The organism is Pseudomonas sp. J380, assembly GCF_009827115.1.
Classification (GTDB): Bacteria; Pseudomonadota; Gammaproteobacteria; order Pseudomonadales; family Pseudomonadaceae; genus Aquipseudomonas; species Aquipseudomonas paracarnis.
In genome coordinates this window covers 1547526-1571788 of record NZ_CP043060.1, presented here as the reverse complement: position 1 = coordinate 1571788, position 24263 = coordinate 1547526, and the positions used below count along the sequence as shown (strand labels likewise).

General features: G+C 62.7%; 16 protein-coding genes. 12 read left to right on the top strand and 4 right to left on the bottom strand.

What is annotated here, in order from left to right; all coding sequences use genetic code 11:
* Window positions 1-174 precede the first annotated feature (174 nt).
* The 5 genes from FXO12_RS06915 to FXO12_RS06895 all read left to right on the top strand — a co-directional run bounded on the left by FXO12_RS06915 (window position 175) and on the right by FXO12_RS06895 (window position 15486).
* On the top strand, window positions 175-11562 hold the full coding sequence (locus FXO12_RS06915; RefSeq protein ID WP_160049599.1) for an autotransporter-associated beta strand repeat-containing protein: 11388 nt from the start codon (window positions 175-177) through the stop codon (window positions 11560-11562).
* A gap of 212 nt (window positions 11563-11774) precedes the next feature.
* Window positions 11775-12140 (top strand): type II toxin-antitoxin system RelE/ParE family toxin, encoded by a 366-nt coding sequence (locus FXO12_RS06910; protein ID WP_034127312.1) that lies wholly within the window; start codon window positions 11775-11777, stop codon window positions 12138-12140.
* Complete coding sequence (locus tag FXO12_RS06905) at window positions 12133-12438, top strand: XRE family transcriptional regulator (protein ID WP_057977105.1); 306 nt, start codon at window positions 12133-12135, stop codon at window positions 12436-12438. The genes FXO12_RS06910 and FXO12_RS06905 overlap by 8 nt, the downstream gene beginning before the upstream one ends.
* Before the next feature lie 132 nt (window positions 12439-12570).
* Window positions 12571-14124 (top strand): DUF726 domain-containing protein, encoded by a 1554-nt coding sequence (locus FXO12_RS06900; RefSeq protein WP_054897040.1) that lies wholly within the window; start codon window positions 12571-12573, stop codon window positions 14122-14124.
* 42 nt (window positions 14125-14166) lie between these two features.
* Window positions 14167-15486, top strand: a complete 1320-nt coding sequence (locus tag FXO12_RS06895; protein ID WP_057977107.1) for an Nramp family divalent metal transporter — start codon at window positions 14167-14169, stop codon at window positions 15484-15486.
* A gap of 76 nt (window positions 15487-15562) precedes the next feature.
* Here FXO12_RS06895 and FXO12_RS06890 read toward each other — a convergent pair whose 3' ends face one another.
* Window positions 15563-16495, bottom strand: coding sequence for a LysR family transcriptional regulator (locus FXO12_RS06890; RefSeq protein WP_057977109.1), 933 nt, complete (start codon window positions 16493-16495; stop codon window positions 15563-15565).
* Window positions 16496-16614: 119 nt separating this feature from the next.
* Here FXO12_RS06890 and FXO12_RS06885 point away from each other — a divergent pair, with 119 nt between their 5' ends.
* From FXO12_RS06885 to FXO12_RS06860, 6 genes are all read left to right on the top strand, one after another.
* Entirely contained in the window at window positions 16615-17103 is a 489-nt protein-coding gene (locus FXO12_RS06885; RefSeq protein ID WP_014718846.1) for a DMT family transporter, read from the top strand.
* A 4-nt stretch (window positions 17104-17107) separates the two neighbouring features.
* Window positions 17108-17563: a DMT family transporter gene (locus FXO12_RS06880; protein ID WP_003191976.1), complete on the top strand. Its 456-nt coding sequence runs from the start codon at window positions 17108-17110 to the stop codon at window positions 17561-17563.
* Window positions 17564-17651: 88 nt separating this feature from the next.
* Window positions 17652-17822 (top strand): putative metallothionein, encoded by a 171-nt coding sequence (locus FXO12_RS06875; protein WP_019816816.1) that lies wholly within the window; start codon window positions 17652-17654, stop codon window positions 17820-17822.
* Between the two features lie 114 nt (window positions 17823-17936).
* Window positions 17937-18713: a helix-turn-helix transcriptional regulator gene (locus tag FXO12_RS06870; RefSeq protein WP_054897042.1), complete on the top strand. Its 777-nt coding sequence runs from the start codon at window positions 17937-17939 to the stop codon at window positions 18711-18713.
* 69 nt (window positions 18714-18782) lie between these two features.
* Entirely contained in the window at window positions 18783-18956 is a 174-nt protein-coding gene (locus FXO12_RS06865) for a DUF1427 family protein (protein WP_014718843.1), read from the top strand.
* Window positions 18957-18984: 28 nt separating this feature from the next.
* Window positions 18985-19944 carry a zinc-binding alcohol dehydrogenase family protein gene (locus tag FXO12_RS06860; protein WP_054918674.1) on the top strand — a complete coding sequence of 320 codons (960 nt, stop codon included), beginning with the start codon at window positions 18985-18987 and terminating at the stop codon, window positions 19942-19944.
* A gap of 150 nt (window positions 19945-20094) precedes the next feature.
* On the opposite strand, the gene FXO12_RS06855 is transcribed toward FXO12_RS06860, so the two are convergent.
* Window positions 20095-21126, bottom strand: coding sequence for a purine nucleoside permease (locus tag FXO12_RS06855; RefSeq protein WP_034127319.1), 1032 nt, complete (start codon window positions 21124-21126; stop codon window positions 20095-20097).
* Between the two features lie 14 nt (window positions 21127-21140).
* Window positions 21141-22091 carry a nucleoside-specific channel-forming protein Tsx gene (locus FXO12_RS06850; protein WP_032872109.1) on the bottom strand — a complete coding sequence of 317 codons (951 nt, stop codon included), beginning with the start codon at window positions 22089-22091 and terminating at the stop codon, window positions 21141-21143.
* Between the two features lie 212 nt (window positions 22092-22303).
* Here FXO12_RS06850 and FXO12_RS06845 point away from each other — a divergent pair, with 212 nt between their 5' ends.
* Window positions 22304-23116 carry an aminoglycoside phosphotransferase family protein gene (locus tag FXO12_RS06845; RefSeq protein WP_054897045.1) on the top strand — a complete coding sequence of 271 codons (813 nt, stop codon included), beginning with the start codon at window positions 22304-22306 and terminating at the stop codon, window positions 23114-23116.
* Here FXO12_RS06845 and FXO12_RS06840 read toward each other — a convergent pair.
* Window positions 23098-24045, bottom strand: a complete 948-nt coding sequence (locus FXO12_RS06840) for an AraC family transcriptional regulator (RefSeq protein WP_057977112.1) — start codon at window positions 24043-24045, stop codon at window positions 23098-23100. The two genes, FXO12_RS06845 and FXO12_RS06840, sit on opposite strands and share 19 nt — an antisense overlap.
* Between the last annotated feature and the right edge of the window lie 218 nt (window positions 24046-24263).

The following is a 24263-nucleotide window of genomic DNA, read 5'->3' as shown; positions in this document are numbered from 1 at the left end:
ACGAAAGTATTAATACCATTTAATTCAATGGCTTTCGCGCAGGTCTACTAACGTTTCGAAAAACTGGATCAGTAGTCACCACGGTCAGGTGTTTCGAATTCGATGCGTGTGGATCGTTGAAGCAAGGCGTGCACGCAGTCACGGATGAAAGGCTTGGACCACAAGGAGTAGAACGTGGATAGAAGACTTGCGACTGCCGCTTTACCTCGTATTTCTGCACTTTCTCTCGCGATCCGCCTCGGAGTGGCCGGGCTGGTGATGGGCCTGGTAAGTCCGGACGTGTTTGCCGCCTGTAGCCCGGCAAGTCCTACGGTCGGCGCGACGGTGACCTGTACGGGCGTGCCGTCATTGCCATTGTTCCTCAACACTTTCAGCAGCGCGGTCAATAACCTGACGGTCAACGTCAATGCCGGGGCGCAACTCAACGCAACGCTGGGCGGCAAAGCACTGACCCTGACCGGCAACAACGCCACGTTGAACAACTCCGGCACCATTGACCCGGCACTGCTCGGACTGGTTTCAGTGCTGAGCGGTGGGGTGGTGATCGGCAACACGGCAGCCAGCGTGTTGAACATCACCAACAGTGCCACCGGCATCATGCGCGGTACTGGCGCGTTGCTGGGGCTGAACCTGGCCTCGTTGGATGGCATGGCCCTCAACGCCACCAACGGCGCAGGCGGCACCACCACGATCGTCAACAACGGCGTCATTGGTTCTTCCTCCTTGCTCGGCCTGTCGCTGTTCACGTCCGATACCCCGGTGGTAGCCGTGCAGGGTGGCGGGCAGGTCAATATGACCAACAACGGCGCCCTGACCGGGCGCGTGGCGTTCGAGAGCTCCACTACAGGGAACACGTTCCGCAACACCGGCACTATCTCTGGCGGCGTGTCGATGGGGGCCGCCAGTACCAACACCTTTACGGCAGTCACGGGCTCGCAAGTGACCAACGGCGGCGGCATCGGCTTGAGCCTTGGCGGACTGATCGGCGTGAACCTGACGTTCGCGCCCACCGGCCAGGTGGATGGCGGGGCAGGCGGCAGCAACTCGCTGATCCTTGAAAACACGACGGGTGTCGGTGGTGGCAGTACGGGCACCGGCACGGCTTCAAGCGCCAACTATGTCAACTTCAACAACCTGGCCATCAACAGTGGCACCTGGACGTTGCAGGGGCCGTTGGTCAGCGGCAGCACTACGCTCAATGGGGGTGTGGCGCAATTCAATAACAACGCGACATTTGGCAGCGGTGTGCTCACGTCTAACGGCGGTGCTATCGAGGCCACTGGCAACGGCTTGACGCTGGCTAACCTGATGACCCTCGGAACCGGTGGACTGACGGTGCAGGGGGCTGCTACCGGGCTGACCTTGAGCGGCCTGATCTCGGGCAATACTGGCTTGAACAAAGCCGGGACCGGCGAATTGATCCTCAGCGGCGCCAACACCTTCCAGGGTGGTACTACCTTGAGCGCCGGCACGCTCACGCTGGGCAATGCCACCGCGCTAGGCACCGGTGCCTTGACCGTGGCGGGTGCAGGTACTTTGCAAAGCAATGCTGCGCTGACAACCAGCAATGCGATTACCTTGAACGCGAATCTGACCGTAGACGGCGTGAACCCGCTGACTCTTGGCGGGGTTGTCAGCGGTGGTTCCGGGTTGATCAAGGAGGGCGTATCGAGCCTGGTGCTTACGGGCAACAATGCTTACACCGGCGCCACGGCCCTCAACGCCGGTTCGCTGGTGGTTGGCTCCAATACTGCGCTCGGCGCCAGTGTGTTGAACGCCTCGGCGGGTACCACGTTGGATGCCAGTGCAGCAGTGAGCCTGGGCAATAACCTCAACCTGGGCGGTAACCTGACCCTTGGCGGCAGCAACGCGCTGACCCTTGGCGGTGTGGTGGCGGGCCTTGGTGGGTTGATCAAGAACGGCCCGGCGGATCTGATCCTCAATCAAGCGAACACTTACCTGGGCAACACAGCGCTGAACAGCGGCAAGCTGGTAGTTGGCGCCAGTGGTGCCTTGGGCGCGGGTACGTTGAATGCAGCCGGGGGCACGACCCTGGACGCCAGTACCAGTACGACGCTGGCCAACGCGATCAACCTGGCCGGTAACCTTGGAATCGGTGGCAGCGCCAACCTGACCCTGGGCGGCACGGTCAACGGTGCAGGCAGCCTGACCAAAGGCGGCGCGGCCGGCCTGACACTCAGCGGCAGCAATAATTTCCTGGGCGGCACTACTCTGAATGCGGGCAGCCTGACCGTCGGCAGCAATACGGCGCTTGGCCTGGGCAACTTGACCGTCGGCGGCGCCGCAACCCTGGACAGCACCTCGGCGGTGGCACTGGGCAATGGCATTGTCCTCAACGCCGGGCTGACCGTCGGCGGCACCAATGGGCTGACCCTGGGCGGTGTGGTCAGCGGCGCGGGTGCGCTGATCAAGGATGGCCTGGCCAACCTGACCCTTGACGGCACCAACACGTTCACCGGTGGCACCAGCCTCAACGCCGGTACGTTGACTTTGGGCACGGCAGGCGCATTGGGCGCAGGCCCCTTGACGGTCGGCGGTGCGGCAACCCTGGATAACAGCGCGGCTTTGACTCTGGGCAGCGGGGTTGCGCTCAATGGTGACCTGACGCTCGCGGGCAACAATGACCTGAATCTCAGCGGCGTGCTCAGCGGCGCCAGTGCGCTGATCAAAAATGGCTTGGCTGACCTGACCTTGAGCGGCAACAACACGTTTACCGGGCCATTGAATATTGTCTCCGGCAGCGTCACCACCGGCAGCACCGGTGCATTGGGCAACACCTCTGGCGTCAATGTCAGCACCGGCGCCGCACTGAACCTGGGCGTCGATTCCAGCCTGGCTGGCCTCAGCGGTGCGGGTGGCGTGGCAGTCGGCGGCGGTTTGGAACTCACCGTGGGTGGCGTGAACACCAGCAGTACCTTTGACGGTGACCTCAGCGGCGCGGGCAGCTTGATCAAGGTGGGTACCGGCACGCTCACGCTCAACGGAATCAATGGCATCACCGGTAACACGGCGATCAACGCGGGCACCCTGGATGTCGATGGTTCTCTGGGCAGCGCGTTGGTCAACGTGAACAGCGGCGGCACCCTCACCGGCAGTGGCTCGCTATTGGGTACGGCGAATATCAATAGCGGCGGGCACTTGGCGCTGGGCAGTGGCACGACCTTGTCGGCCGCGGGTCTGAACATGAGTGCCGGGGCCAGTCTGGATGTGGCGCTTGGCGCACCGTCGCTGACCTCGCTGATGAATGTCGGTGGCAACGTGAATCTGGCCGGCGACCTTAATGTGAGCGATGCCGGTGGCTTTGGCGCCGGCGTGTATCGCTTGATCAACTACACCGGCGGCTTGACCGGCGCATTGAACGTCAACACGGTGCCGCTGGGTTATGGCCTGGGTGATCTGCTGGTACAGACCTCAGTGGGCAGCCAGGTCAACCTGGTGGTAGCGGCGCCGAATATTCGTTTCTGGGACGGCAGCAACACCCTTGCCAACGGCACTGTCGACGGTGGCAACGGCACCTGGACAGCGGGGGGCACCAACTGGACCTCGGCCGACGGCCTTTCCAACCAGACCTGGGGCGGTGGCTTTGCGGTGTTCCAAGGTGCTGCGGGGACTGTCAGCGTGAATGGCGTACAAACCATCACCGGTCTGCAATTCGTCACCGATGGCTACAGCCTGGTCAATGGCACCGGTGGGCAGTTGAGCACCGGCAGCGGCAACTTCGCCGTACGTGTCGACCCACTGGCGACTGCCACCCTCGGCGTCGATATCACCGGCGCGGGCGTTCTGAACAAACTCGATACCGGCACGCTGGTGCTCAATGGCGCCAACAGCTACACCGGTGGCACCTTGCTCAATGGCGGTACCTTGGTGGTCGGCAGCAACACCGCGCTGGGTACTGGCGCCCTGACTGCTGCGGCGGGCACCACACTGGACAGCAACGCCTCCGTAACCCTGGGCAATAATGCGGTACTCAGCGGCAGCCTGACGGTCGGCGGCAGCAACGCATTGGCGCTCAATGGCGCCATCAGTGGCATCGGTGGTCTGGTGAAGAACGGCACGGCAGACCTGACACTCGGCGGCACCAATACCTTCCTGGGCCCTGTGGCCTTGAACGCAGGCGGGCTGATCCTGGCCAGCAATACGGCGCTGGGCGCGGGCGTGTTGAACGCCGCCGGCGGCACAACATTGGACGCCAGCACGGCGGTTACCACCACCAACGCGATCAATCTGGCTGGCAACCTGGGCATCGGCGGCACCGCTGACCTGACGCTCGGCGGCGCAATCAACGGTGCGGGCAGCCTGACCAAGGAGGGCGCGGCCAATCTGATCCTCAGCGGCGCCAACGCCTACCTGGGTGGCACCACCCTGAACGCCGGTACGCTGACCTTGGGCAGCGCCACCGCCCTTGGTCTGGGCAACCTCACCGTTGGCGGCGCGGCGACCCTGGATAACACGGCAGCGCTGAGTGTGGGCAATGGCGTCGTGCTTGACGCCAACCTCGCCGTCACCGGCAGCAATGACCTGACCCTGGGTGGCCTGGTCACCGGCACGGCTGGCCTGAGCAAAGACGGCACGGCCAACCTGACCCTCAATGGCGTCAACACTTTCCAGGGCGGCACCACCCTCAACGCCGGCACGCTGACCCTGGGCACGGCAGCGGCCCTGGGTACCGGCGCCTTGAACGTAAACGGCGCGGCCACGCTGGCTAACAGCACGCCGCTGGTATTGGCCAATGCGGTCAACCTAAACGCTGGGCTGACCGTGGGTGCTCTCAACAATAACCTGACCCTGGCCGGCGTGCTGGCCGGCAGCGGTAGCCTGGTCAAAACCGGCACGGCGGATGTGAGCCTGACCGGCACTAACACCTTCAACGGCCTGTTCGATGTGCAATCGGGCAGCCTCACCACGCTGGGCAACGGAGCACTGGGTGTCGGCGCCGGGGTCAACCTGGCGAGCGGTACGTCCTTGAACCTGGGCGGCAGCGCCAGCCTGGGCGCCCTCACGGGTACCGGGCTTGCAACCGTAGCGGCCGGCAGCACCTTGAGCGTCGGCAACAATAACCTCGACAGCACTTTCGACGGCGTCGTGGCAGGCCTCGGCAACCTGGCCAAAGACGGCACAGGCGCCTTGACCCTCGGTGGCCTCAGCGTGGTGACCGGCGATGCCCAGGTCCACGCCGGCAGCTTGCTCGTCAATGGTTCCCTGGCCAGCACCAACGTGGCGGTGGGCAGTGGTGCCACCCTCGGTGGTACCGGTACTTTGTTGGGCAACGTGACCATTGCCGACGGCGGCCACCTGGCCGTCAATTCCGGCGCGACCCTCACCACCGGTTCGTTGCTGTTCAATGCCAACTCCAACCTGGATGCGGGCCTCGGCGCGCCCGCCACTGGCGGCACGGCGCTGGTTCAGGTCAACGGCAACCTGACCCTGGACGGCACCCTCAACGTCACGGATATCGGCGGCTTCGGTGCGGGTATCTACCGCCTGATCGACTACACCGGCGGCCTGACCAACAACGGCCTGCTGCTGGGCAGCCTGCCGGTGAACATCCCGGCCAGCGACCTGGACCTGCAAACCGCTATCGGTAACCAGGTCAACCTGCTGGTCAACGGCAGCACCAACGTGCAGTTCTGGGACGGCAGCCAAACCACGGGCAATGGCACCATCGAAGGCGGCAGCGGCACCTGGAGTGCAGGCGCCAGCCAATGGACCGGCGTCAACGGCGCATTCAATACAGCCTGGACCCCGAACAGCTTTGCCGTGTTCCAAGGCACGGCGGGCACTGTCACGGTTGACGGCGCGCAAGCCATCACCGGTTTGCAGTTCGTCACCGATGGCTACAACCTGGCCGGCAGCGCAGCGGGCGCCTTGACCCTGTTCAACGGCGTGGGCGGCAACACCGCCGTACGTGTCGATCCCGGCGTCACTGCCACCCTGGGCGTCGCGCTCAACGGCGGCGGCACCCTGGCCAAGCTCGACACCGGCACCCTGGTGCTTAACGGTGCCAACAGCTACACCGGCGGCACCGCCCTGGATGGCGGCACCCTGGTGGTCGGCAATAACAGTGCTCTGGGCAGCGGCGCCTTGACCACCGCCAACGGCACCACCCTGGACAGCAACACCGCAGTCAGCTTGGCCAATGCGCTCAACGTCAACGGTAGCCTGACCCTCGGCGGCAGCAATGCCCTGACTCTGGCCGGCACCGTGGCGGGCACGGGCAGCCTGATCAAGAATGGCATCGCCAACCTGACCCTCAGTGGCAACAACACCTATGCCGGCCCAACCGCACTCAACGCAGGCGGCCTGATCCTGGCCTCCAACACGGCCCTGGGCAGTGGCGCCCTGAACGCGGCCGCCGGCACCACCCTCGACAGCAGCACGGCGGTCGCCCTGGCCAATACGGTCAATCTGGCCGGCAACCTGGGCATTCTAGGCACCGCCGACCTGAGCCTGAACGGCCTGGTCAGCGGTACCGGTGGGCTGACCAAAACCGGCGCGGGCGACCTCACGCTCAACGGCGCCAATGCCTACTTGGGCGGCACGCAGTTGAATGCCGGCTCCCTGACCCTGGGCAATGCGTCGGCCCTGGGCAGTGGTGCCTTGGCGGTCAATGGGGCAACCACCCTGGACACCAACACGGCGTTGGCCCTGGCCAATAACACCAGCCTGAATGCCGCGCTCACCGTCGGCGGCAGCAACGACCTGAGCCTCAACGGCGTGGTGGACGGCAGTGGTTCGTTGACCAAGGCCGGTGGCGCCAACCTGACTCTGAACGGCGCCAATACCTACAGCGGCGGCACGGCACTCAATGCCGGTACGCTGACCCTCGGCAGCACCACGGCCCTGGGCTCGGGCGCGCTGACCGTCGGCGGTGCGGCGACCCTGGCCAATAGCACGCCGCTGGTGCTGGCCAATACGGTCAACCTCAATGGCGACCTCAGCGTCGCTGGCAGCAACAACCTGACCCTGGCCGGCGTACTCGCTGGCAATGCAGCGCTGATCAAGAATGGCGCGGCGGACCTGCTGCTGACTGGCAACAACAGCTTCAGCGGCCCACTGACCGTGGCGGCCGGCAGCGTGACCACGGCGGGTAATGGTGCGCTGGGCACCACCTCCGGCGTCACTGTCGGCAGCGGCGCGAGCCTCAACCTGGGTGGCAATGCCAACCTCAACAGCCTGGCTGGCACCGGCACGGTGCAGGTGGCGGGCGGCGCTACGCTGGCGGTGGGAGGCAGCAATCTTGATAACAGCTTTGGCGGCGCGCTCAACGGTGCCGGAAACCTGGATAAAAACGGCAGCGGGGTGCTCAACCTGAGCGGCACCAATGCCCTCAGCGGCGCGGCCAACGTCAACGGCGGTACCTTGAATGTCACAGGTTCCCTGGCCAGCGGCACGGTGGCGGTGAACAGCGGCGCAACCCTGGCCGGCAGCGGTTCATTGGCCGGCGCGGTGTCCGTGGCCGACGGTGGGCACATCGGCCTGGCCTCCGGCAGCACACTGTCGGTGGGCTCGTTGGTGCTGGGTGGCAACTCGAACCTGGATGTTGGCCTCGGCACCCCGGTGCTGGGCGGCGGCACAGGCCTGCTGAATGTCGGCGGCGACCTGACTCTGGACGGTAACCTCAATGTCACCGATATCGGCGGCTTTGGCAGCGGCGTCTACAACCTCATCAACTACACCGGGGCCTTGACCGATAACGGCCTGGCGCTCGGCACACTGCCAGGCAGTGTGGTACCGGGTGATCTGCAAGTGCAGACCGCGATCACCAGCAAGGTCAACCTGCTGGTGACTGCACCCAACACCACCGTGCAGTTCTGGGATGGCAACAGCCTGATCGGCAACGGTGCGATTGACGGCGGCAACGGCACCTGGAACGCCGGCAATACCAACTGGACCAATGTCGACGGCACCCTCAACCAGGGCTGGGTCAACAGCTTCGCGGTGTTCCAAGGCGCGGCGGGCAACGTGACGGTGGACGGCACGCAGAACATCACCGGCATGCAGTTCGTCACCGATGGCTACACCCTGGGCGCTGGCACAGCGGGCGTACTCAACCTGGTCAATGGCGGCACCGGCAACACCGCGGTGCGCGTCGACCCCAATGCCACCGCGACCCTGGGCGTGACCCTCAACGGCGCTGGCACCCTGGCCAAGCTCGACAGTGGCACCCTGGTACTCAACGGCAATAATGGCTACACCGGCGGTACCGCGCTGAATGGCGGCACCCTGGTGGTGGGCAACAACAGTGCCCTCGGCACAGGCGCTCTGACGGCGGCCGGCGGCACCACCCTGGACAGCAACGCGGCGGTCAGCCTGGCCAATGCGGCTGTACTCAACGGTGCCTTGGCGGTGGCAGGCAGCAACGCGCTGACCCTCAACGGTGGCATCAGCGGCAGCGGCAGCCTGGTGAAAAACGGTGCGGCAGCGCTGACGCTCAATGGCGTCAACAGCTACAGCGGCGGCACTGGCCTGAACGCCGGTCAATTGATCCTTGGCAATAATGCTGCCCTGGGCAGTGGTGCCTTGACGGTCGGCGGCGCGGCGCAACTGGATGGCAGCACCGACCTGCAACTGGCCAATACCCTCAACCTGGGTGGCCCGCTGACCCTGGCCGGCAGCCACGACCTGGCCCTCAATGGCGTGGTCAGCGGCACTGGCAGCCTGGTGAAAAACGGCAGCGGCGCCTTGTTGCTGACAGGTGCCAACACCTACAGCGGCGGTACCACGCTCAACGGCGGCACCACCACGGGCAACACCACCAGCCTGCAAGGCGCCATCGCCAACAACGCGGCGTTGACCTTCGAGCAAGCCATTGACGGCACCTACACCGGCAACCTTACCGGCGCTGGTGTACTGAACAAAACCGGCACCGGAGCGTTGCTGCTGACTGGCAACAACACCTTTACCGGTACTACCAACGTCAACACCGGCAGCCTGCTGGTCAACGGCACCTTGAACAGCGCCGCAGTGCAAGTCGCCAGCGGCGCGACCCTCGGCGGCAGCGGGACTCTGGGCGGTGCGGTGAACATGGCAGACGGCTCGGTGCTCCAGGCCGGCGCCGCGACGCCGCTGTCGGTGGGTTCGCTGGCCTTGTCATCGGGCACCACCCTGGACTTCGCCCTCGGCGCACCGGGTGCTTCCAGTACGGCGATGAACGTGGCGGGCAACCTGACCCTGGACGGCACTCTCAACGTCAGCGATACCGGCGGCTTCGGCGTCGGCGTGTACCAACTGTTCCGCTACGGCGGCAGCTTGACCGATAACGGCCTCACCTTTGGCACCTTGCCGGTGGCCCTGGGCAACCTGAGCCTGCAGACGGCGCTGGCCAACCAGCTCAACCTGGTGGTGCAAACCGCGCCAGGCCAGATCCAGTTCTGGAACGGCGGCACCACCAATCCCGATGGCACCATTACAGGTGGCAGTGGCACCTGGGGCCCGGGCACCAACTGGACCGACCCGACCGGCACCCAGGGGCAGGCGTCCACCAACCAGTTCGCGGTATTTGGCGGGCAGGGTGGCACCGTGACCGTGGTCGGCAACCAAGGCTTCACCGGCCTGCAAGTGCTGGACGCCGGCTACGTGCTGACGGCCGGCGAAGGCGGCAGCTTGAGCCCGACCAACGCGGCGGATGGCAGCCTGGCGGCGGTGCGAGTCAATTCCGGCGTGACTACCCAGATTGATGCACCGCTGGTGGGAACCGGCGGCATCAACAAACTGGATGCCGGTACCTTGCTGCTGACTGGCGCGAATACCTACACCGGCGGCACCACCGTCAGTGGCGGTACGCTGGCGGGCACCACCACCAGCCTGCGTGGCAGGATCCTAAACAACGCGCGGTTGTTGTTTGCCCAACGCACCAATGGCCAATTCAGCGGCACCTTGAGCGGCACCGGTGCGCTGATCAAGCAAGGCGCAGGCGCGCTGTTGCTGACCGGCAACCAGCCGTTCAGCGGCACCGTGGCGGTGGAAGAGGGCGTGTTGCAAGTGGGCAACGCGGCCAACCCAGGCGCCGTGCTCGGCGGCCAAGTCACCGTGGCCAACGGTGCGGGGCTGACCGGTAACGGCAGTGTCGGTTCGCTGGTCAACAACGGCTCGGTGACACCCGACAGCGGCAAACTGACCGTGGCCGGCAACTTTACCAACGCCAGCACCGGTGCGCTGAACCTGGTGATCACCCCATCCACCACCGGCTCCCTGGCCGTGGGCGGTACCGCCAACCTGGGCGGCACCTTGAATGTGGTCAACCTGGCACCCTATGCCGGCGCCACCACCTACACCCTGCTGACGGCGGGCGCAGTCAACGGTACCTTTGCCACCACCAATCTGGAGAACTTGGCGTTCCTCACTTCCGCGTTGAACTACAGCCCAACCCAAGTGGCCCTGGCGGTCAGCCGCAACGACGTCAGTTACGCCAGTGTGGCGGCCACTGGTAACCAGCGCGGCGTGGCGGCGGCGTTGGGCACAGGCACCGGAGTCGGTGGCGCAGCGGTGCAAAACGCCCTGCTTAATGGTGATGTGGCAGCGGCACGCGCGGCCTTCGACAGCTTGTCCGGCGAAATCCACGCCAGCACCGCCAGCGCCATGCTTGAAGACTCGCGTTACGTGCGTGATGCGGTCAACGAGCGCCTGCGCCAACCCGGTTGCTACCGCGAGGACGACCCGCGCAATGCCCTGGCACCCAGCGAAAACCACCTGAGCAGCGCCGGTTGTCACGGCGAGATGGTCGGCTGGATGCGCGTGCTTGGCACCTGGGGCCATATGGGCGGTGACAGCAACACCGCCAAGCTGGACCGCAACCTCAGCGGCTTCCTGCTCGGCACCGACAAGCAAGTGGACGACGCCTGGCGCGTGGGCGTGGCCGCCGGCTACACCCGCAGCGACCTGGACGCCAAGCGCCGCAATTCCAGCGCTGATGTGGACAGCTACCACCTGATGGCCTACACCGCCTACCAGCAGGAAGCCTTCGCCGCACGGATGGGCGTGGCGTACAGCTGGCATGACGTCGAAAGCAAGCGCAACGTGGCCGTCGGTGCCGAGGGCCAACGCCTCAAAGCCGATTACAAGGCACGCAGTGCGCAGGTGTTCGGTGAAGTCGGCTACACCATCCAAACCCCTAGCGTGGCCCTGGAACCGTTCGCCGGCCTGGCCTACGTCAACTACGACAGCGACACCATCAAGGAAAAAGGCGGTTCGGCAGCCCTGCGTGGCGATGCCGACCAGGACATCACCTACTCGACCCTGGGCGTGCGCATTGGCCAGACCATCACCCTGGGCAACGGCTCGAAAATCACCCCACGGGGCAGCATCGGCTGGCGCCATGCCTTCGGTGATACCAAGCCCGACGCCGACCTGAGCTTTATCAATGGCGGTGGCTCGTTCAGCACCCAAGGCGTGCCGATTGCCAAGGACAGTGCAGTGGTGGAAGCGGGGCTGGATTACCAGATCAGCCAGAACGGCAGACTGGGCCTGGGCTATTCGGGCCAACTCTCGCGTAACGACAAGGACCACGCAGTGACCGTGAGTTTCTCCCTCGGTTTTTGATCACGGCCGAGTTTTTTGAACCGCCCGAAAGGGCGGTTTTTTTTGGAAGATTTTTTGAAGAAGTACGTTGGTTCATGAAAGCAGGGCATTTATTGCTCACCGGGCAGCCTGAAGGATGTGAATACAATTTCTTCCGGAACACGGCTGGCGACCAACCGACGCCGGCCTAAAGTTATGCACTTGAGTTTATATTCCTTGGGTGGCATATTTGCATGGTCTGGGACATTGAATACACGGATGAATTCGAAGAGTGGTGGGATGGCTTGGATGCAAAGGAGCAATCGTCGGTGGCTGCCAGTGTTGATTTGCTGGGGCTGTTCGGGCCTGGGCTGCGCTTTCCCCATAGCAGCGATATCAAGGGTGCTCGGCACGGCAACCTGCGAGAGTTGCGGGTACAGCATGCAGGGCGACCTTACAGGGTGTTGTATGCCTTCGATTTTCGGCGCTGTGCAGTGTTGCTGATAGGTGGCGATAAAACCGCACAGCACCGTTGGTACCACGAGTACGTACCCTTGGCAGAGAAGCTGTACGACGTACATTTAGACTCATTGCGTAAAGAGGGCCGTGACCATGGCTAAGAAATTCGCGGAACTGAAAGCTCGCATGACACCTGAGGCGCACGCCGATGCCGAGCAGATATTTCAGCAACACTTGAAAGAAATGCCGCTGCATGAGTTGCGCAAAGCCCAGCAACTGAGCCAGGCAAGCCTGGCAAAGGCATTGAATATCAACCAGGCAGCGGTTTCGAAGATGGAGCGTCGTACTGATATGTACATCAGCACGTTGCGTGACTACATACGTGCGATGGGGGGCGAGCTGGAAATCATCGCCACTTTTCCGGATGGCCAGGTCAAAATTGACAACTTTGCCTGTTGAAGTAGCTGGGCTCTTCGCCAGATTCAGGCTATTCCAATTGTCCTGAGCGTGGCGAACGCTGGTCAGGATTCACCTTCATTGTCGGCTCTGTTTGTTACTATCGCCATCCCTTCCGCCAGGAGTCACCGCCCCATGCAACACCAGTGGGATGAAATGCACCGCACCCGCAAACCCACGTTCGTCTTGTGTGGCGAGCCCCAGGGGGATGTGCTCAATCTCTATGTTCACGGTTATTCGGCATTCTTCAACCGTCAGCAACTGGGCAGTTTCAAGGAGCAACTGGCCGGTATCGAAGGGTCGACCAACCTGATGTTGTTCTGGCCGGCGGGGCATTTTCTGGAAAACCTGTTTGCACCGTTCAAGGACGTGCTCGCCTCGCTGCTCGGCGGTGGCGGCCTGGGCGCGGCGACGGTGGGCGTGGGCAAGGCCATTGCCTATTTTCTCGACCATTACAAAAGTGTCGAGGCACGGGTCGATGAAGTGGCCAAGACGTTATTGCCAGAGCTGGCCGGCTACCTGCACGACCAGTCGCTGCCGGTACGGCGTATCAACCTGATCGGCCACTCCCTGGGCGCGCGTATCCTGGTCAAGAGCTTGCTGGCCAGCCCCGAGATTGCTCGCGAACTGCCGCTCGATAACCTGTTGTTGATGGGCGGGGCGATTTGTACATCGAGCCCCTGGGACGATGTGTCGGCGCCGCTCAAGGGGCGGTTGATCAACTGCCACTCCAGCAAGGACTGGGCGCTGGCCATGAAACCCGATACCGAGCGTTGCATTGGCCGCTATGCGATTGACGTAACGCCCGCGCTCAAGTCCAAGGTCACCAATGTGCACCTGGCCAGCTTCGATCATGCCGCCTATTGGCCGCAGTTGAAGACGGTGGTGCAGTACACCGATTTGCTGCAGGAGCGGCGCGGCATGATCCGTGTGGACTCGCGCAGCAGTGAAGTGCGTTTTGCCGAAGCGGACGTGGACCTGTACCCGGCATTGGTGCAAGCGCGGCCGGAGGAGCTGAAGTTTCTTGCCGAACTGATGGCGCAAAAGCGCAGTGCCGCGATTGATGCCAGTGTGCGCGAGCCGTTGAAACTGGCCATTGAATTGCAGCGCATGGGCGGTGATAGCTTTATGAACCTGGCCCGTGGCCATGGCGTGGGCTATCGCCAGATTGCCGAAGATGTGGCGCAACGCCTGGGCATCAAGTTCGACCAGCCACTTGAGCACGTGGCGCTGGCAGAGATCGAAGGGCAGGTCGCAGAAACACTGATCGAGCAGTACAAGGACAAACTCAGTCGCGCTGATCGCCAGGCGTTCGAGGCCGAGCTCAAGGCGGCTGCACAAAAAGAGCAGGGGCTGTTCAACCGTTTCGATCTGGGGCGTTCGGCCACCACCGCCTTGAGCGGCACGGCGTTGGCCGGGCTGACTGGGTTTATCCTGCGGCGCGGTGCGGCCACGGCGATTCCGGTGGTGGGCCAGGCGCTGGCTGCGGCGATGTTGCTGGTCAGCGGGGTGCGAGCGTTTTCCGGCCCGGCATATTCGATCACCACCCTGGCGGTACTGGTGATCGGCGTGATTCGCCAGCGCATGGAGCGCGAGGCCCTTAACCAGGAACTGGAGCTGGTGGTGCAAGTGGTGGAAGCGTTTGACCTGCCGCGAGACACGGTGATGCGCACGGTCGCGTCCGACTGATAAGCTGCTGCCCAAGTCTTGTGTATTTGCCTGGAATACCGCGTGAAATTCAGCCTGCCGAAAATCGCTACCGCCCCGTTCTGCCCGCCGGAAGTGGCCGGCTCTGTCGCTGTTGATCCCAAGGCCTCGTTTTTTAAACGGGTGCTGATGTTCGCTGGCCCCGGCCTGTTGATCTCCATCGGCTACATGGACCCCGGCAACTGGGCAACGGCCATTGAAGCCGGTTCACGCTACGGCTACAGCCTGTTGTTTGTGGTGCTGCTGGCCAGCCTGGCGGGGATGGCGGTGCAGTGCCTGTGTTCACGGCTGGGTATCGCCACTGGCAAGGACCTGGCGCAACTGTGCCGTGAGCGCTACAGCCAGCGCTCTGCTCGTGCCCAGTGGGTGTTGGCGGAAATCTCCATCATCGCCACAGACCTTGCCGAAGTGCTCGGCTGCGCCCTGGCGTTTCACCTGTTGCTGGGCGTGTCGCTGACCACTGGTATTGTCATCACTGCCTTCGATACGCTGTTGATCCTGGCCCTGCAAAATCGTGGTTTTCGCCGCCTGGAAGCGATCATGCTGGCGCTGGTCGCCACCATCGGCGTGTGTTTTTTCATCGAACTGGTGCTGATCAAACCCTACTGGCCCGACGTGCTCAGTGGCTTCACTCCGTCACTGTCGGCTATCAGCGATGCGGCGCCGTTGTACTTGGCCATCGGTATTCTCGGCGCGACGGTCATGCCTCATAACCTCTACCTGCACACCTCCATCGTGCAGACCCGCCTGATCGGCAAGGACCTGGCGAGCAAACAGGACGCGGTCAAGCTGGCGCGTATCGACACCATCGGCTCCCTGGCCTTGGCGCTGTTGGTCAACGGCGCCATCCTGGTGCTGGCGGCTGCAGCCTTCTACAAGACCGGCCATACCGATGTGGTGGAGATCCAGGACGCCTATCACCTGCTCGATCCCTTGGTCGGCGGTGCTTTCGCCAGCATTCTGTTCGGTATCGCCTTGCTGGCTTCGGGTCAGAGTTCGACCTTTACCGGCACCATTGCCGGCCAAGTGATCATGGAGGGTTACCTCAACCTGCGCATACCCTGCTGGCAGCGCCGCCTGATTACCCGTGGGCTGGCGCTGATCCCGGCGTTTCTAGGTGTATGGCTGATGGGTGATGATGCCATCGGCAAGCTGCTGATTCTCAGCCAGGTGGTCCTGAGCCTGCAGTTGCCCTTTGCGCTGTACCCGCTGATCCGCATGACTGGCGACAAGCAATTGATGGGGCCATTCGTCAACCGGCTGCCCACGCGGCTGCTGGCGTGGTTTTTGTTCGCGGTGATCAGTGGGGCGAATGCGTGGTTGATCGGGCAGTGGTTGTTCTGAGCTAGGGTTGAGTCATGTGCTCGTTTTCTCAACACCGCCTTCGAACAGTTTGCGCTCCATCAGGGGGCGGTCACACTCACCGATCCCAATACGGCACCGTCCCAAAACACTCCACGAAATAGTCGATCACCGTGCGCACCTTCAATGAGAGCCTGCGGCTGCCCGGCCACAACGCGGCGATCTGTTGGGGCTCCAGGGTTGTCGCGACCTCATACTCACTCAGCACCGCCTGCAAGGTGCCGGCGCGCAGGCTTTCGCCAATCAGCCAGGACGGAAACGCCACCAGGCCCAGGCCTTGTTCGGCGGCGTGGGTGAGTGTGTCGGCGTGGTTGCCAGTGATGGGGCCGCTGACGCTGTAGGGGGTCCAATCGCCTTGGCCGCGGCGGAAGAACCAGCGCTGCTGGCCGGTGATGCCTTTGTAGGCCAGGCAGTGGTGGTGGGCCAGTTCGTCGGGGTGGCGCGGCGTGCCATGCTGGGCCAGGTAGGCGGGGCTGGCTGCGATACGAAAGCGTTGCGGCGCGAAGATGCGCGCCTGCATGCCCGAGTCATTGAGCACGCCGATACGAAACAGCAGGTCGGTGCCGTCTTGCAGCGGGTCGACGAAGGTGTCGGTCTGCTGGATATCCAGTTGCAGCTTCGGGTAGAGCCGGCACAGCCCTCCCAGCCAGGGTGAAAGGTGACGCTGGCCGAACGCCATGGGCGCGTTGATGCGCACCAGGCCGCTGGGTTCGCTGTCTTGCTCCTGCAGGGCCTGGTTAGCCGTCTCCAACTGCTCGAGTAGCAAGCGTGCGTGACGGCCCAGCAGGCGGCCGGCTTCGGTGGGGCTGACGGCACGCGTATGGCGGTAGAGCAATTGCTGGCCGACGGCCTGTTCCATCAGTTGAATCTGCCGCGAAATGGAGGAGGGCGCCAGGCTTTCGCGGCGGGCCACTTCGGAAAAGCTGCCCTGGTCCAGCACGGCCACAAACAGGCGTAGCGCCTTGAAACTCAGTTCATTCAAGCCCTGCATCGTCTCTCCAGGCTGTGCGTTTTGCGCAAAGGTGTTGTCCGCATACTCCCATTTATCGCACAGCACGGCCACCGGATAATGCGCGCCATGTTTTTCCTTTCTTGATACACGGGTGATGTATGCAGGCACGTTCTACCGAAGGCCTGGCGCAGGCCAGGCCGAGCAATAACCTTCTACGGCTGCTGCTGTTGCCGTTGGTGATTCTGGCGGGCATGGGCCTGTCGGTGGAGGCCGGGTTGCTCGGGCCATTGGGCGCGCAGGTCGGACATTTGTGGGCGACGTTGAGCATCTTTGGCGTTGGCACGGCGATTCTGTTTTTACTGCTGCTGTTCAGCGGCCCGCAAAAGGGTCCAGCATTCACGCAACTGCCACGCTGGCAGCTGATCGGCGGGTTTCTGGGGCCGATGTACGTGGTGGTATTGACCCTGGCCACACCGCACATCGGCATCGCGATGACCATGATCGCGATCCTCTCGGGCCAAGTGGGCAAGAGTGTGTTGATCGACCACTTCGGCTGGTTCGGCACGGCGCGCAAACGGGTCAATGGCGAGCGCTGGATCGCGTTGGCGTTGATTGTGGCGGCTCTGGTTCTGATTGCACGAGGTTAAGACGATGAATCTGTTTATGTTGTTGGTGGTGGTGATTGCAGCGGGGGCGGTGCTGAGTGTGCAGGCCGCTATCAATGGGCGTCTGGGCCAGACGGTGGGGGTATTGCGCAGCAGTCTGTTGACCTTCGCGGTGGGCGCGCTGACCACGGCGCTGTTGATATTTTTCTTCGAACCGGCCCAGGCCGTCAGCCTGCTGGAGGTGCCAAAGTGGCAATTGACCGGTGCCCTGTTTGGCGTGGTGTACATGATGGTGATGGTCGGCGCAGTGCCTGTGGTCGGCACAGCCGTCGCCACGGTGGCGGTGATTGTCGGGCAACTGGGCATGGGCATGCTGATCGACAACTTTGGCTGGCTGGGCAACCCGGCGATCGAGCTGTCGGGCAGCCGTATCCTCGCCATGCTATTGCTTGCCCTGGCGTTGGTGTTCATGTACCGCAGTAATAGCCGCCGGGCCGACTGACGGCGCTGAACCATGCTTGCTTGCCCAGGGTCACTGCTTAAGGTGCGGCGCTCGCCGCATCGGACGACCATGAAAAAGGAGTCTGACCATGCCAGATCAAACCTGTGCTTGCCCTCACTGCAAATGTGTATTGGGCGCTGACGCAATAATGAAAGACGGCAAGGGCTATTGCTGCCAGGGCTGTGCCGAGCACCATGCTCATGGTGAACCCTGCGCGGCGGCGACGGGTTGCGAATGCGCCAAGTCAGCCCACGGTTGACAGGATTGACCTGCAGGCCCGGCCACCCGGTGCCTGCAGGATGAGTAAAAACAGTTCGTTTGCCGGCGACCAGTCTTTACCATGGTCACCCGACCCGATTGATGTGTACCCGCCATGGCCCTGGCAGCGCCCCCCGACCTCAGTGATCTCGCCGTTCCCGTGCAGCCGTTGGCGCGTACCTACCCGCGTGGGTTGTACGTAGAGCCGCACAGTCACGATTGGGGCCAGTTGCTCTACGCGATGAGCGGTGTGATGTGGGTCGAGACGCCCCGCGAAGCGCTGGTGGTGCCGCCCCAGCGTGCGGTGTGGTTGCCGCCGGGGGTGGAGCACGGGATTCGCGTGGTCTCCGATTTGCAGATGCGCAATATCTACCTGCGCCCGGCGTTGGCAGCGACGCTGGACAGCCAGGTGCAGGTCATAGAAGTGGGCCGCTTGTTGCGTGAGTTGATCGTGACATTGGTGGAGCAGGGCGATCACGGCGATGCGGCCTATTACGAGGCTGTCGTAGGCCTGGCCCTGTTGGAGTTGCAACGCGCACGGCGCTCGCCTATTCGCATCGCCATGCCGGTGGCGGCTGATCGTCGGCTGATCAATGCGTGCCAGGCCGTCATGACGTCGCCCTCCCTGGACATCCCGTTCGAGCAGCACGCCGAGGCCGCGGGCGCCAGCGTGCGCACCCTGGCGCGGTTGTTCCAGCAGCACCTGGGCATGGGGTTTGCCCAGTGGCGCCGTCAGGTGCAGTTGGCTACGGCGGCGGCGGAGTTGATCCAGGGCCATTCGGTGAGCGGCATAGCGCGCACCCTGGGCTATTCGCCCAGTAGCTTCAGTGACATGTTCCGACGTGAACTGGGAGTATCGCCGTCGCAGTACAGGGGTTGGCCGAAATCCTGAAGCACTTGGCCGATACCCACGGTAGACGCGCACTAGACTGAGCCCATCAATCAACCGGGCGCAGCGTTCATGAGCTATTTGATTTCCTTGGCCATCGGCCTGTTTGTCGGCGTGATCTACGGCGCGCTGGACTTCCGCTCGCCTGCACCGCCCGCTATCGCACTGGTCGGCCTGATGGGCATGCTGCTCGGCGAAAAGCTCTGGCCCATGGCGCGGCAGTTGGTCAGTGGTTGGTTGTCCTGATCCCTTTTTCCTTCCACGGATGCCCTCTATGAACGCACTGCAATTTACCGACACCGGCGACCTCGCCCACCTGCGCCTAGTGGAGGTGCCCATGCCGGTACCGTCTGCCGGCGAAGTGCTGGTCAAGGTCAACGCGGCGGGCCTGAACCCCAGCGACGTCAAAAACGTGCTTGGCCGTTTCCCCTACACCACGCTGCCACGCATCCCTGGGCGTGACTTCGCAGGCGTGGTGGTGGAAGGCCCGCAGGCATTGCTCGGCCAGGAGGTCTGGGGCACCGGTCGTGACCTGGGTTTTTTCGCTGACGGTTCCCATGCCCAATACCTGCGCGTGTCAGCCAAGGGCGTGGCGTACAAACCTACGCACTTGAGCTTTGCCCAGGCGGCCAGCCTCGGTGTGCCCTATACCACCGCCTGGGATGCCCTGGAGCGCAGCGGCGTTGGCAAGGGCACGCGCTTGCTGGTGGTCGGCGCCAACGGCGCGGTCGGCAGTGCGGCGTTGGCGCTGGCGAAGATACGCGGTGCGCAGGTATTGGCGGCCGTGCGCAAGGCCGATCAGCTCGAGATGTTGCAGGCCCAAGGGCTGGAGGCGATTGCCTTGGGCAAGCCGGAGGAATTGGGCGCGCAAGTGCAGGCCGTGTTCAAGGGCGGCGCCGACGTGATCTTTGACACTACCGGTTTCTGGCTGCCTGCCGCGGTGGCGGGGCTGGCACCGTTCGGCCGCATCGCCATCATCGCCGCACCCGTTGACGGCCATGTGCAGTTACCGGCCCTGGCGCTGTACCGTAAGGGCGGGTCGGTGGTTGGGATCAACTCTTTGCTCTATAGCTGCGAACAATGCGCGGTGATGCTGGAGGCGTTTGGGCGCTTCTTTGATGAAGGCCTGTTGCCGCTGCCTACAGGGTTGCGTGAAGTGGCGTTGGCGGAGGGTGTTCAGTGCTATGCAGAAGTGAACAACGGCAGCCCAGACAAAATCATCTTCCTGCCCTGATGGATAGAAATGTGGGAGCGGGCTTGCTGTGGCGAGGGAGCTTGCTCCCGCTCGATAGCGCAGCTGGAGCCGGCTTTTTTGGGGGCGCTACGCACCCCAGCGCAAGCAAGCTTGCTCGCCACAGCAAGCCCGCTCCCACAGTGTTGATCTTTATTCGGCTTCGGGAACGCCTTTTTCCCACGCCGACCAGTTCTTCACAATCGCTTGGACCAACGGGTTGCCCGTGCGGTACAGGTTTTCCAGCGCCGGTACAAACCCACCCTGGTCCGCATACTTGAGCAGGTTGTCCACTTCGCTGTAGCCAGGGTAAGGCCGGTCAAAGTCGGAACCTGCGCGCACCACGGCCAGGCGCTGGATATCCACCAAGCCTTCGCGGCTGGCGCGCAGCAGCGCTTCGTAGGTGGAGTTGTCTTCCTGTTGGGTGGTGCAGTATTCGCCTTTGTTGTCGGTGAGCAACTTGGTCCAGACTTCGGCACGTTCGCTCAACCGGGTACCGGAAAACCAGGTGTTGCCCGCCAGGGTGTCGCAGCGGGTGACTTGCGGCGGCTGGTTGGCCGGGGCGGCGGGGTAGTGTTTGCGCCAGGCGGCGGACTCTGTGCTTTCTGTCAGCTCCACCTTGTGCGACAAGGCAAACGCCTTGGCTTGCAGCTTTTGGTTGAGCTCAAACACTTCGGTCTTGTAGTCCAACGGTGGTTTTTCGTTGGGCCCCTTGGTGTTGATCCCGATATAGCCCGTCGGCCAGTCCTTGGGTGCATCCCGTGAATCTAGCTCCCACTGCGTGCCGAACTCCACCAGGTAATGAGCCCAGGCGGCGGTGCCGATGGTGCCGTGCTTGGGGCTGATACCGGCGATTCCGGCGATCAGGAAGTAACTCTGGCGCAGGTCGAACTTGGGCGACAAGGCCAGGGCCAGGGTAGACGCGGCAGCGTTGGTCTGGCCCATGCCGGTTACCAGCAGGCACACGTCTTGGGTGTTGCAGCGAATCACGGGATATTCGGCGGACAAGCCCGGAACGCGTACCTCTTGTTTAAGTTCGAGGCGGTCGATCCAGGTTTGCGCCTCGGGGGCGAACATGGTGATCAGCATCACCTTGGGTTTGATCGGTGGCGGGTTATCCGCCAGCACCACGTGAGGCAATAGGGCCAGGCCGACGGCCAGCGAGACACGGGTCAATGCGTTCATCTAAAGCTCCTTGATCAGAATTGATAGCCCACGCCAGCGTAGTAACCCCAGCCGTCTGAGCGTGCGCGGAAGTTGCCTTCGCCGAAATTCAACTCGCTGCCATCCTCCCAGTTGCCGCCGTTGTGAAAGTAACGGCCGACCAGGGTAAAGCGCAGGTGGGTAAACGAGTACAGCAATACGTTGGTGGCCACCAGGGAGTTGGCGGTGCGCGCCGGGTTGTCCTTGTGCAGGTCCGAGCCGAAATCGTAGTTGGTGAAACCGATGTAGGTCAGCGAGGCGCCGTTGTCGAACTTGCCGATGGGCACGATGTACTTCATCTGCGCTCGGTAGCCGTCCCAGGAGTACTCATTGCTGGCACCGTAGTTTTCCCACTGGTAGCGCCCGTAGAAATTGGCCGACAGGTTGACTCGCGAGTGGGTGTCGATATCGGTGCCCAGGCCGCTGTACAGGGTGTTGGCGCGGTTTTCCTTGCGGCTGCCGTGGTCGTAGATCCAGTCAAAGGCCACATACCATTCCTTGAATGGGCCAATTGCCAGGCTGCGTCCTGCGAGGTAGTCGATGGAGATCCGCGGTTCATGCTCCATGAACACCGGCGAGCCATGGTCCCACACACCTTTGTCATTACTGTTACCGATGGTGAGGATCTTCGGCACATCGATATAGCCGTACAACTCAAAGGGGCCCTTGCGCCCGAAGTACTCGTATTCCAGGTAGACGTCATCTTGAGGCTTGGGGCCGAAACTGATGTCTTTGCTGCCAATCAGCGTGAGGTCCTGGTTAAACCACTCGGACAGATACACGCCTTTTTTCGCCGGGGGGTTGGCTTCAGGGCTGAGGGTTTCGCCCTGTGCTGAGTCATCCACGGGCTTTTCCTGCGCCAAAATGGGTGCACTGAGTACTCCCGTAACGGCAGCCAGTAGCAACGAAACGCCAAGACCAGCACGAGGCTTTGAGGTGGGGTGCATTGAAAGTCCTTATTCTTACGCGGTTTAAACCCGATTAGACGGGGAGGAGTGAACTTGGCGGTCAAGTTCGTTCCGCAAACGTTTGCACAGGTTGTACCAACTTGGGTCAATGGCTTGAACTATCTAGAAAAAAGAGCAATTAGCCGACGCTTTGGTCAGGAAAACAGTGGGATTTCTGTCATCCTGATGCGTCACCCCTGTGGAGGAATCTGATGTTCGAACACTACCTGCGTGCCTGGGAGCTGAGTGCCGATGGAGAGCCTATCGTCACACCCGGCAGCCACCTGTTGCCGGTCCGCTGGAAGGGCGTGCCGGCGATGTTGAAAATTGCTCATACCCCTGAGGAAAAACTCGGCGGCCGCCTGCTGAGTTGGTGGGCCGGTGACGGTGCGGCACGGGTGTTCGCCCATGACCACACTGCAGTGTTAATGGAACGCGCCACGGGCCCAGGTTCCTTGATGCGCATGGCCCTCAATGGTCAGGACGACGAAGCCAGCCAGATCGCCTGCGCAACCCTGGCCCGGCTGCATGCGCCTCGTGTGTCGCCGCCCGAAGGGTTGGTTGGGCTGGATGAGTGGTTCAGATCCTTGTGGCACGCCGCCGAACAGGAGGGCGGTGCCTTACGCGACTGCGCGGCGACGGCCCGGACATTGCTGGCTGCGCAACAGGAGGTTGTGGTACTGCACGGTGATTGCCACCACGACAATATCCTCGACTTTGGCCCTCGTGGCTGGCTGGCGATTGATCCAAAGCGGGTGATGGGCGAGCGCGGTTACGATTACGCTAATCTGATCTGCAATCCGGACTTGCCGACCAGTAGCGATCCACTGCGTTTCAGCCGCCAGGTTGGGGTTATCGCCCTGGCGGCCGGCCTCTCACGTCCTCGTTTGTTGCAATGGGTGGTGGCTCATGCCGGGTTGTCTGCCGCCTGGTTTCTGGAAGACCAGGAGCGCGAGCGTGCCATGATTGAGTTGCAGGTTGCCCGTCTGGCACAGCAGGCACTGGCTCAAGGGGCGGGCGAGTAAGGCGGCGGGTGATGGGTAACCGGGGTGAATAATTGAAGTGCGGCCTGCCGCCGGTACTCACTCGGCGTCTGGTGCATTTCGATACGAAAGTGGCGATTGAAATTCGACAGGTTGGCGTAGCCCACCTCAAAGCAGATGTCCGCCACTGACATCTGGCTGTGCAACAGCAAGCGGCAGGCACGCTGCACGCGGAACTTGCGCATCAGGTCGATAAAGCCGTGGCCGGTGTTGCGCTTGAAAAAACGCGAAAAGCCGGGTTCGCTCATGTCCAGTTGCCGGGCGATGTCCGACAGGCGTACATCGCCGGTCAGTTCCCGCATCAGGTAGTCAAGCGCCTTGTTGATACGTTCGGCGCTGCGCGCATCCAGCGTCGGTGCATAGCACGGGCTGGCCAGGGTATTGGCCTGTGCAGGCGGTGCGTTCTTCAGGGTGTCGAGCAATTGCAGGAACAGGGCCAGGCGTTGCAGCCCATGGGCGCAGCCGATGGCCTCCATCAGCCGTGCCGCGCTCGTTGCGGTCTCGCCGGTGAATTCGATTCCCCGTCGCGCCTGTGCAAACAGTGACTGTAAATCACCGAGCTCAGGCAGGGTGGTGCGTAGAGCGAGCAGGGCGGCGCCGTCGAATTGCAGCACCACATCACGCCCGTGCAGGTATTCGCCCGGCGCCAGGTCACCGATCCAGTCGTGGGGCAGGCCAGGGCCGATCAGTGCGACATGCCCGGCGCTGAATGCACCGATATAGTCGCCCGCCACCAGCTTGCCGCTGCCTTGGCGGATCAGGTGGATTTCGAATTCAGGGTGGTGGTTCCAGCGTGCCAGTTCATAGGGATAGTCATGTTCGAACCAGCGAAAACCATGTTCCGGTTCGGTCAGGATCACCTCAAGCTCGGCAGGGCGATGCTCGAACAGGGTGGCGGGGCTGACGGGCATGGTGCTGCCTCTTGTGGCGGTGCAATTTTCCCAAAATACCCGCACTGGCAATCGCTGCGCTAGCCCTGGTTTCGCCTGAGGCTGATACTTTTTTGATCCTGTGCCTCAGGTTAAAAAAGTATCAGCCGCGCATTCGCCAGCCGTTTGTGAGGCGGCAGGTCAAGCTGCTGTAATCGAGGCTCCACAACAAAGGTCGGCAAGCTGTTCTCGGCGGTGTT

Excerpts from the sequence above, each read along its gene's own strand:
- FXO12_RS06885 (WP_014718846.1), top strand. The coding sequence starts at position 16,615 with ATGCAGGCACGTTCTACCGAAGGCCTGGCGCAGGCCAGGCCGAGCAAT.
- FXO12_RS06890 (WP_057977109.1), bottom strand. The coding sequence starts at position 16,495 with ATGCAGGGCTTGAATGAACTGAGTTTCAAGGCGCTACGCCTGTTTGTG.
- FXO12_RS06880 (WP_003191976.1), top strand. The coding sequence starts at position 17,108 with ATGAATCTGTTTATGTTGTTGGTGGTGGTGATTGCAGCGGGGGCGGTG.
- FXO12_RS06840 (WP_057977112.1), bottom strand. The coding sequence starts at position 24,045 with ATGCCCGTCAGCCCCGCCACCCTGTTCGAGCATCGCCCTGCCGAGCTT.
- FXO12_RS06845 (WP_054897045.1), top strand. The coding sequence starts at position 22,304 with ATGTTCGAACACTACCTGCGTGCCTGGGAGCTGAGTGCCGATGGAGAG.
- FXO12_RS06910 (WP_034127312.1), top strand. The coding sequence starts at position 11,775 with ATGGTCTGGGACATTGAATACACGGATGAATTCGAAGAGTGGTGGGAT.
- FXO12_RS06865 (WP_014718843.1), top strand. The coding sequence starts at position 18,783 with ATGAGCTATTTGATTTCCTTGGCCATCGGCCTGTTTGTCGGCGTGATC.
- FXO12_RS06870 (WP_054897042.1), top strand. The coding sequence starts at position 17,937 with ATGGCCCTGGCAGCGCCCCCCGACCTCAGTGATCTCGCCGTTCCCGTG.
- FXO12_RS06855 (WP_034127319.1), bottom strand. The coding sequence starts at position 21,126 with ATGAACGCATTGACCCGTGTCTCGCTGGCCGTCGGCCTGGCCCTATTG.
- FXO12_RS06875 (WP_019816816.1), top strand. The coding sequence starts at position 17,652 with ATGCCAGATCAAACCTGTGCTTGCCCTCACTGCAAATGTGTATTGGGC.
- FXO12_RS06850 (WP_032872109.1), bottom strand. The coding sequence starts at position 22,091 with ATGCACCCCACCTCAAAGCCTCGTGCTGGTCTTGGCGTTTCGTTGCTA.
- FXO12_RS06860 (WP_054918674.1), top strand. The coding sequence starts at position 18,985 with ATGAACGCACTGCAATTTACCGACACCGGCGACCTCGCCCACCTGCGC.
- FXO12_RS06900 (WP_054897040.1), top strand. The coding sequence starts at position 12,571 with ATGCAACACCAGTGGGATGAAATGCACCGCACCCGCAAACCCACGTTC.
- FXO12_RS06905 (WP_057977105.1), top strand. The coding sequence starts at position 12,133 with ATGGCTAAGAAATTCGCGGAACTGAAAGCTCGCATGACACCTGAGGCG.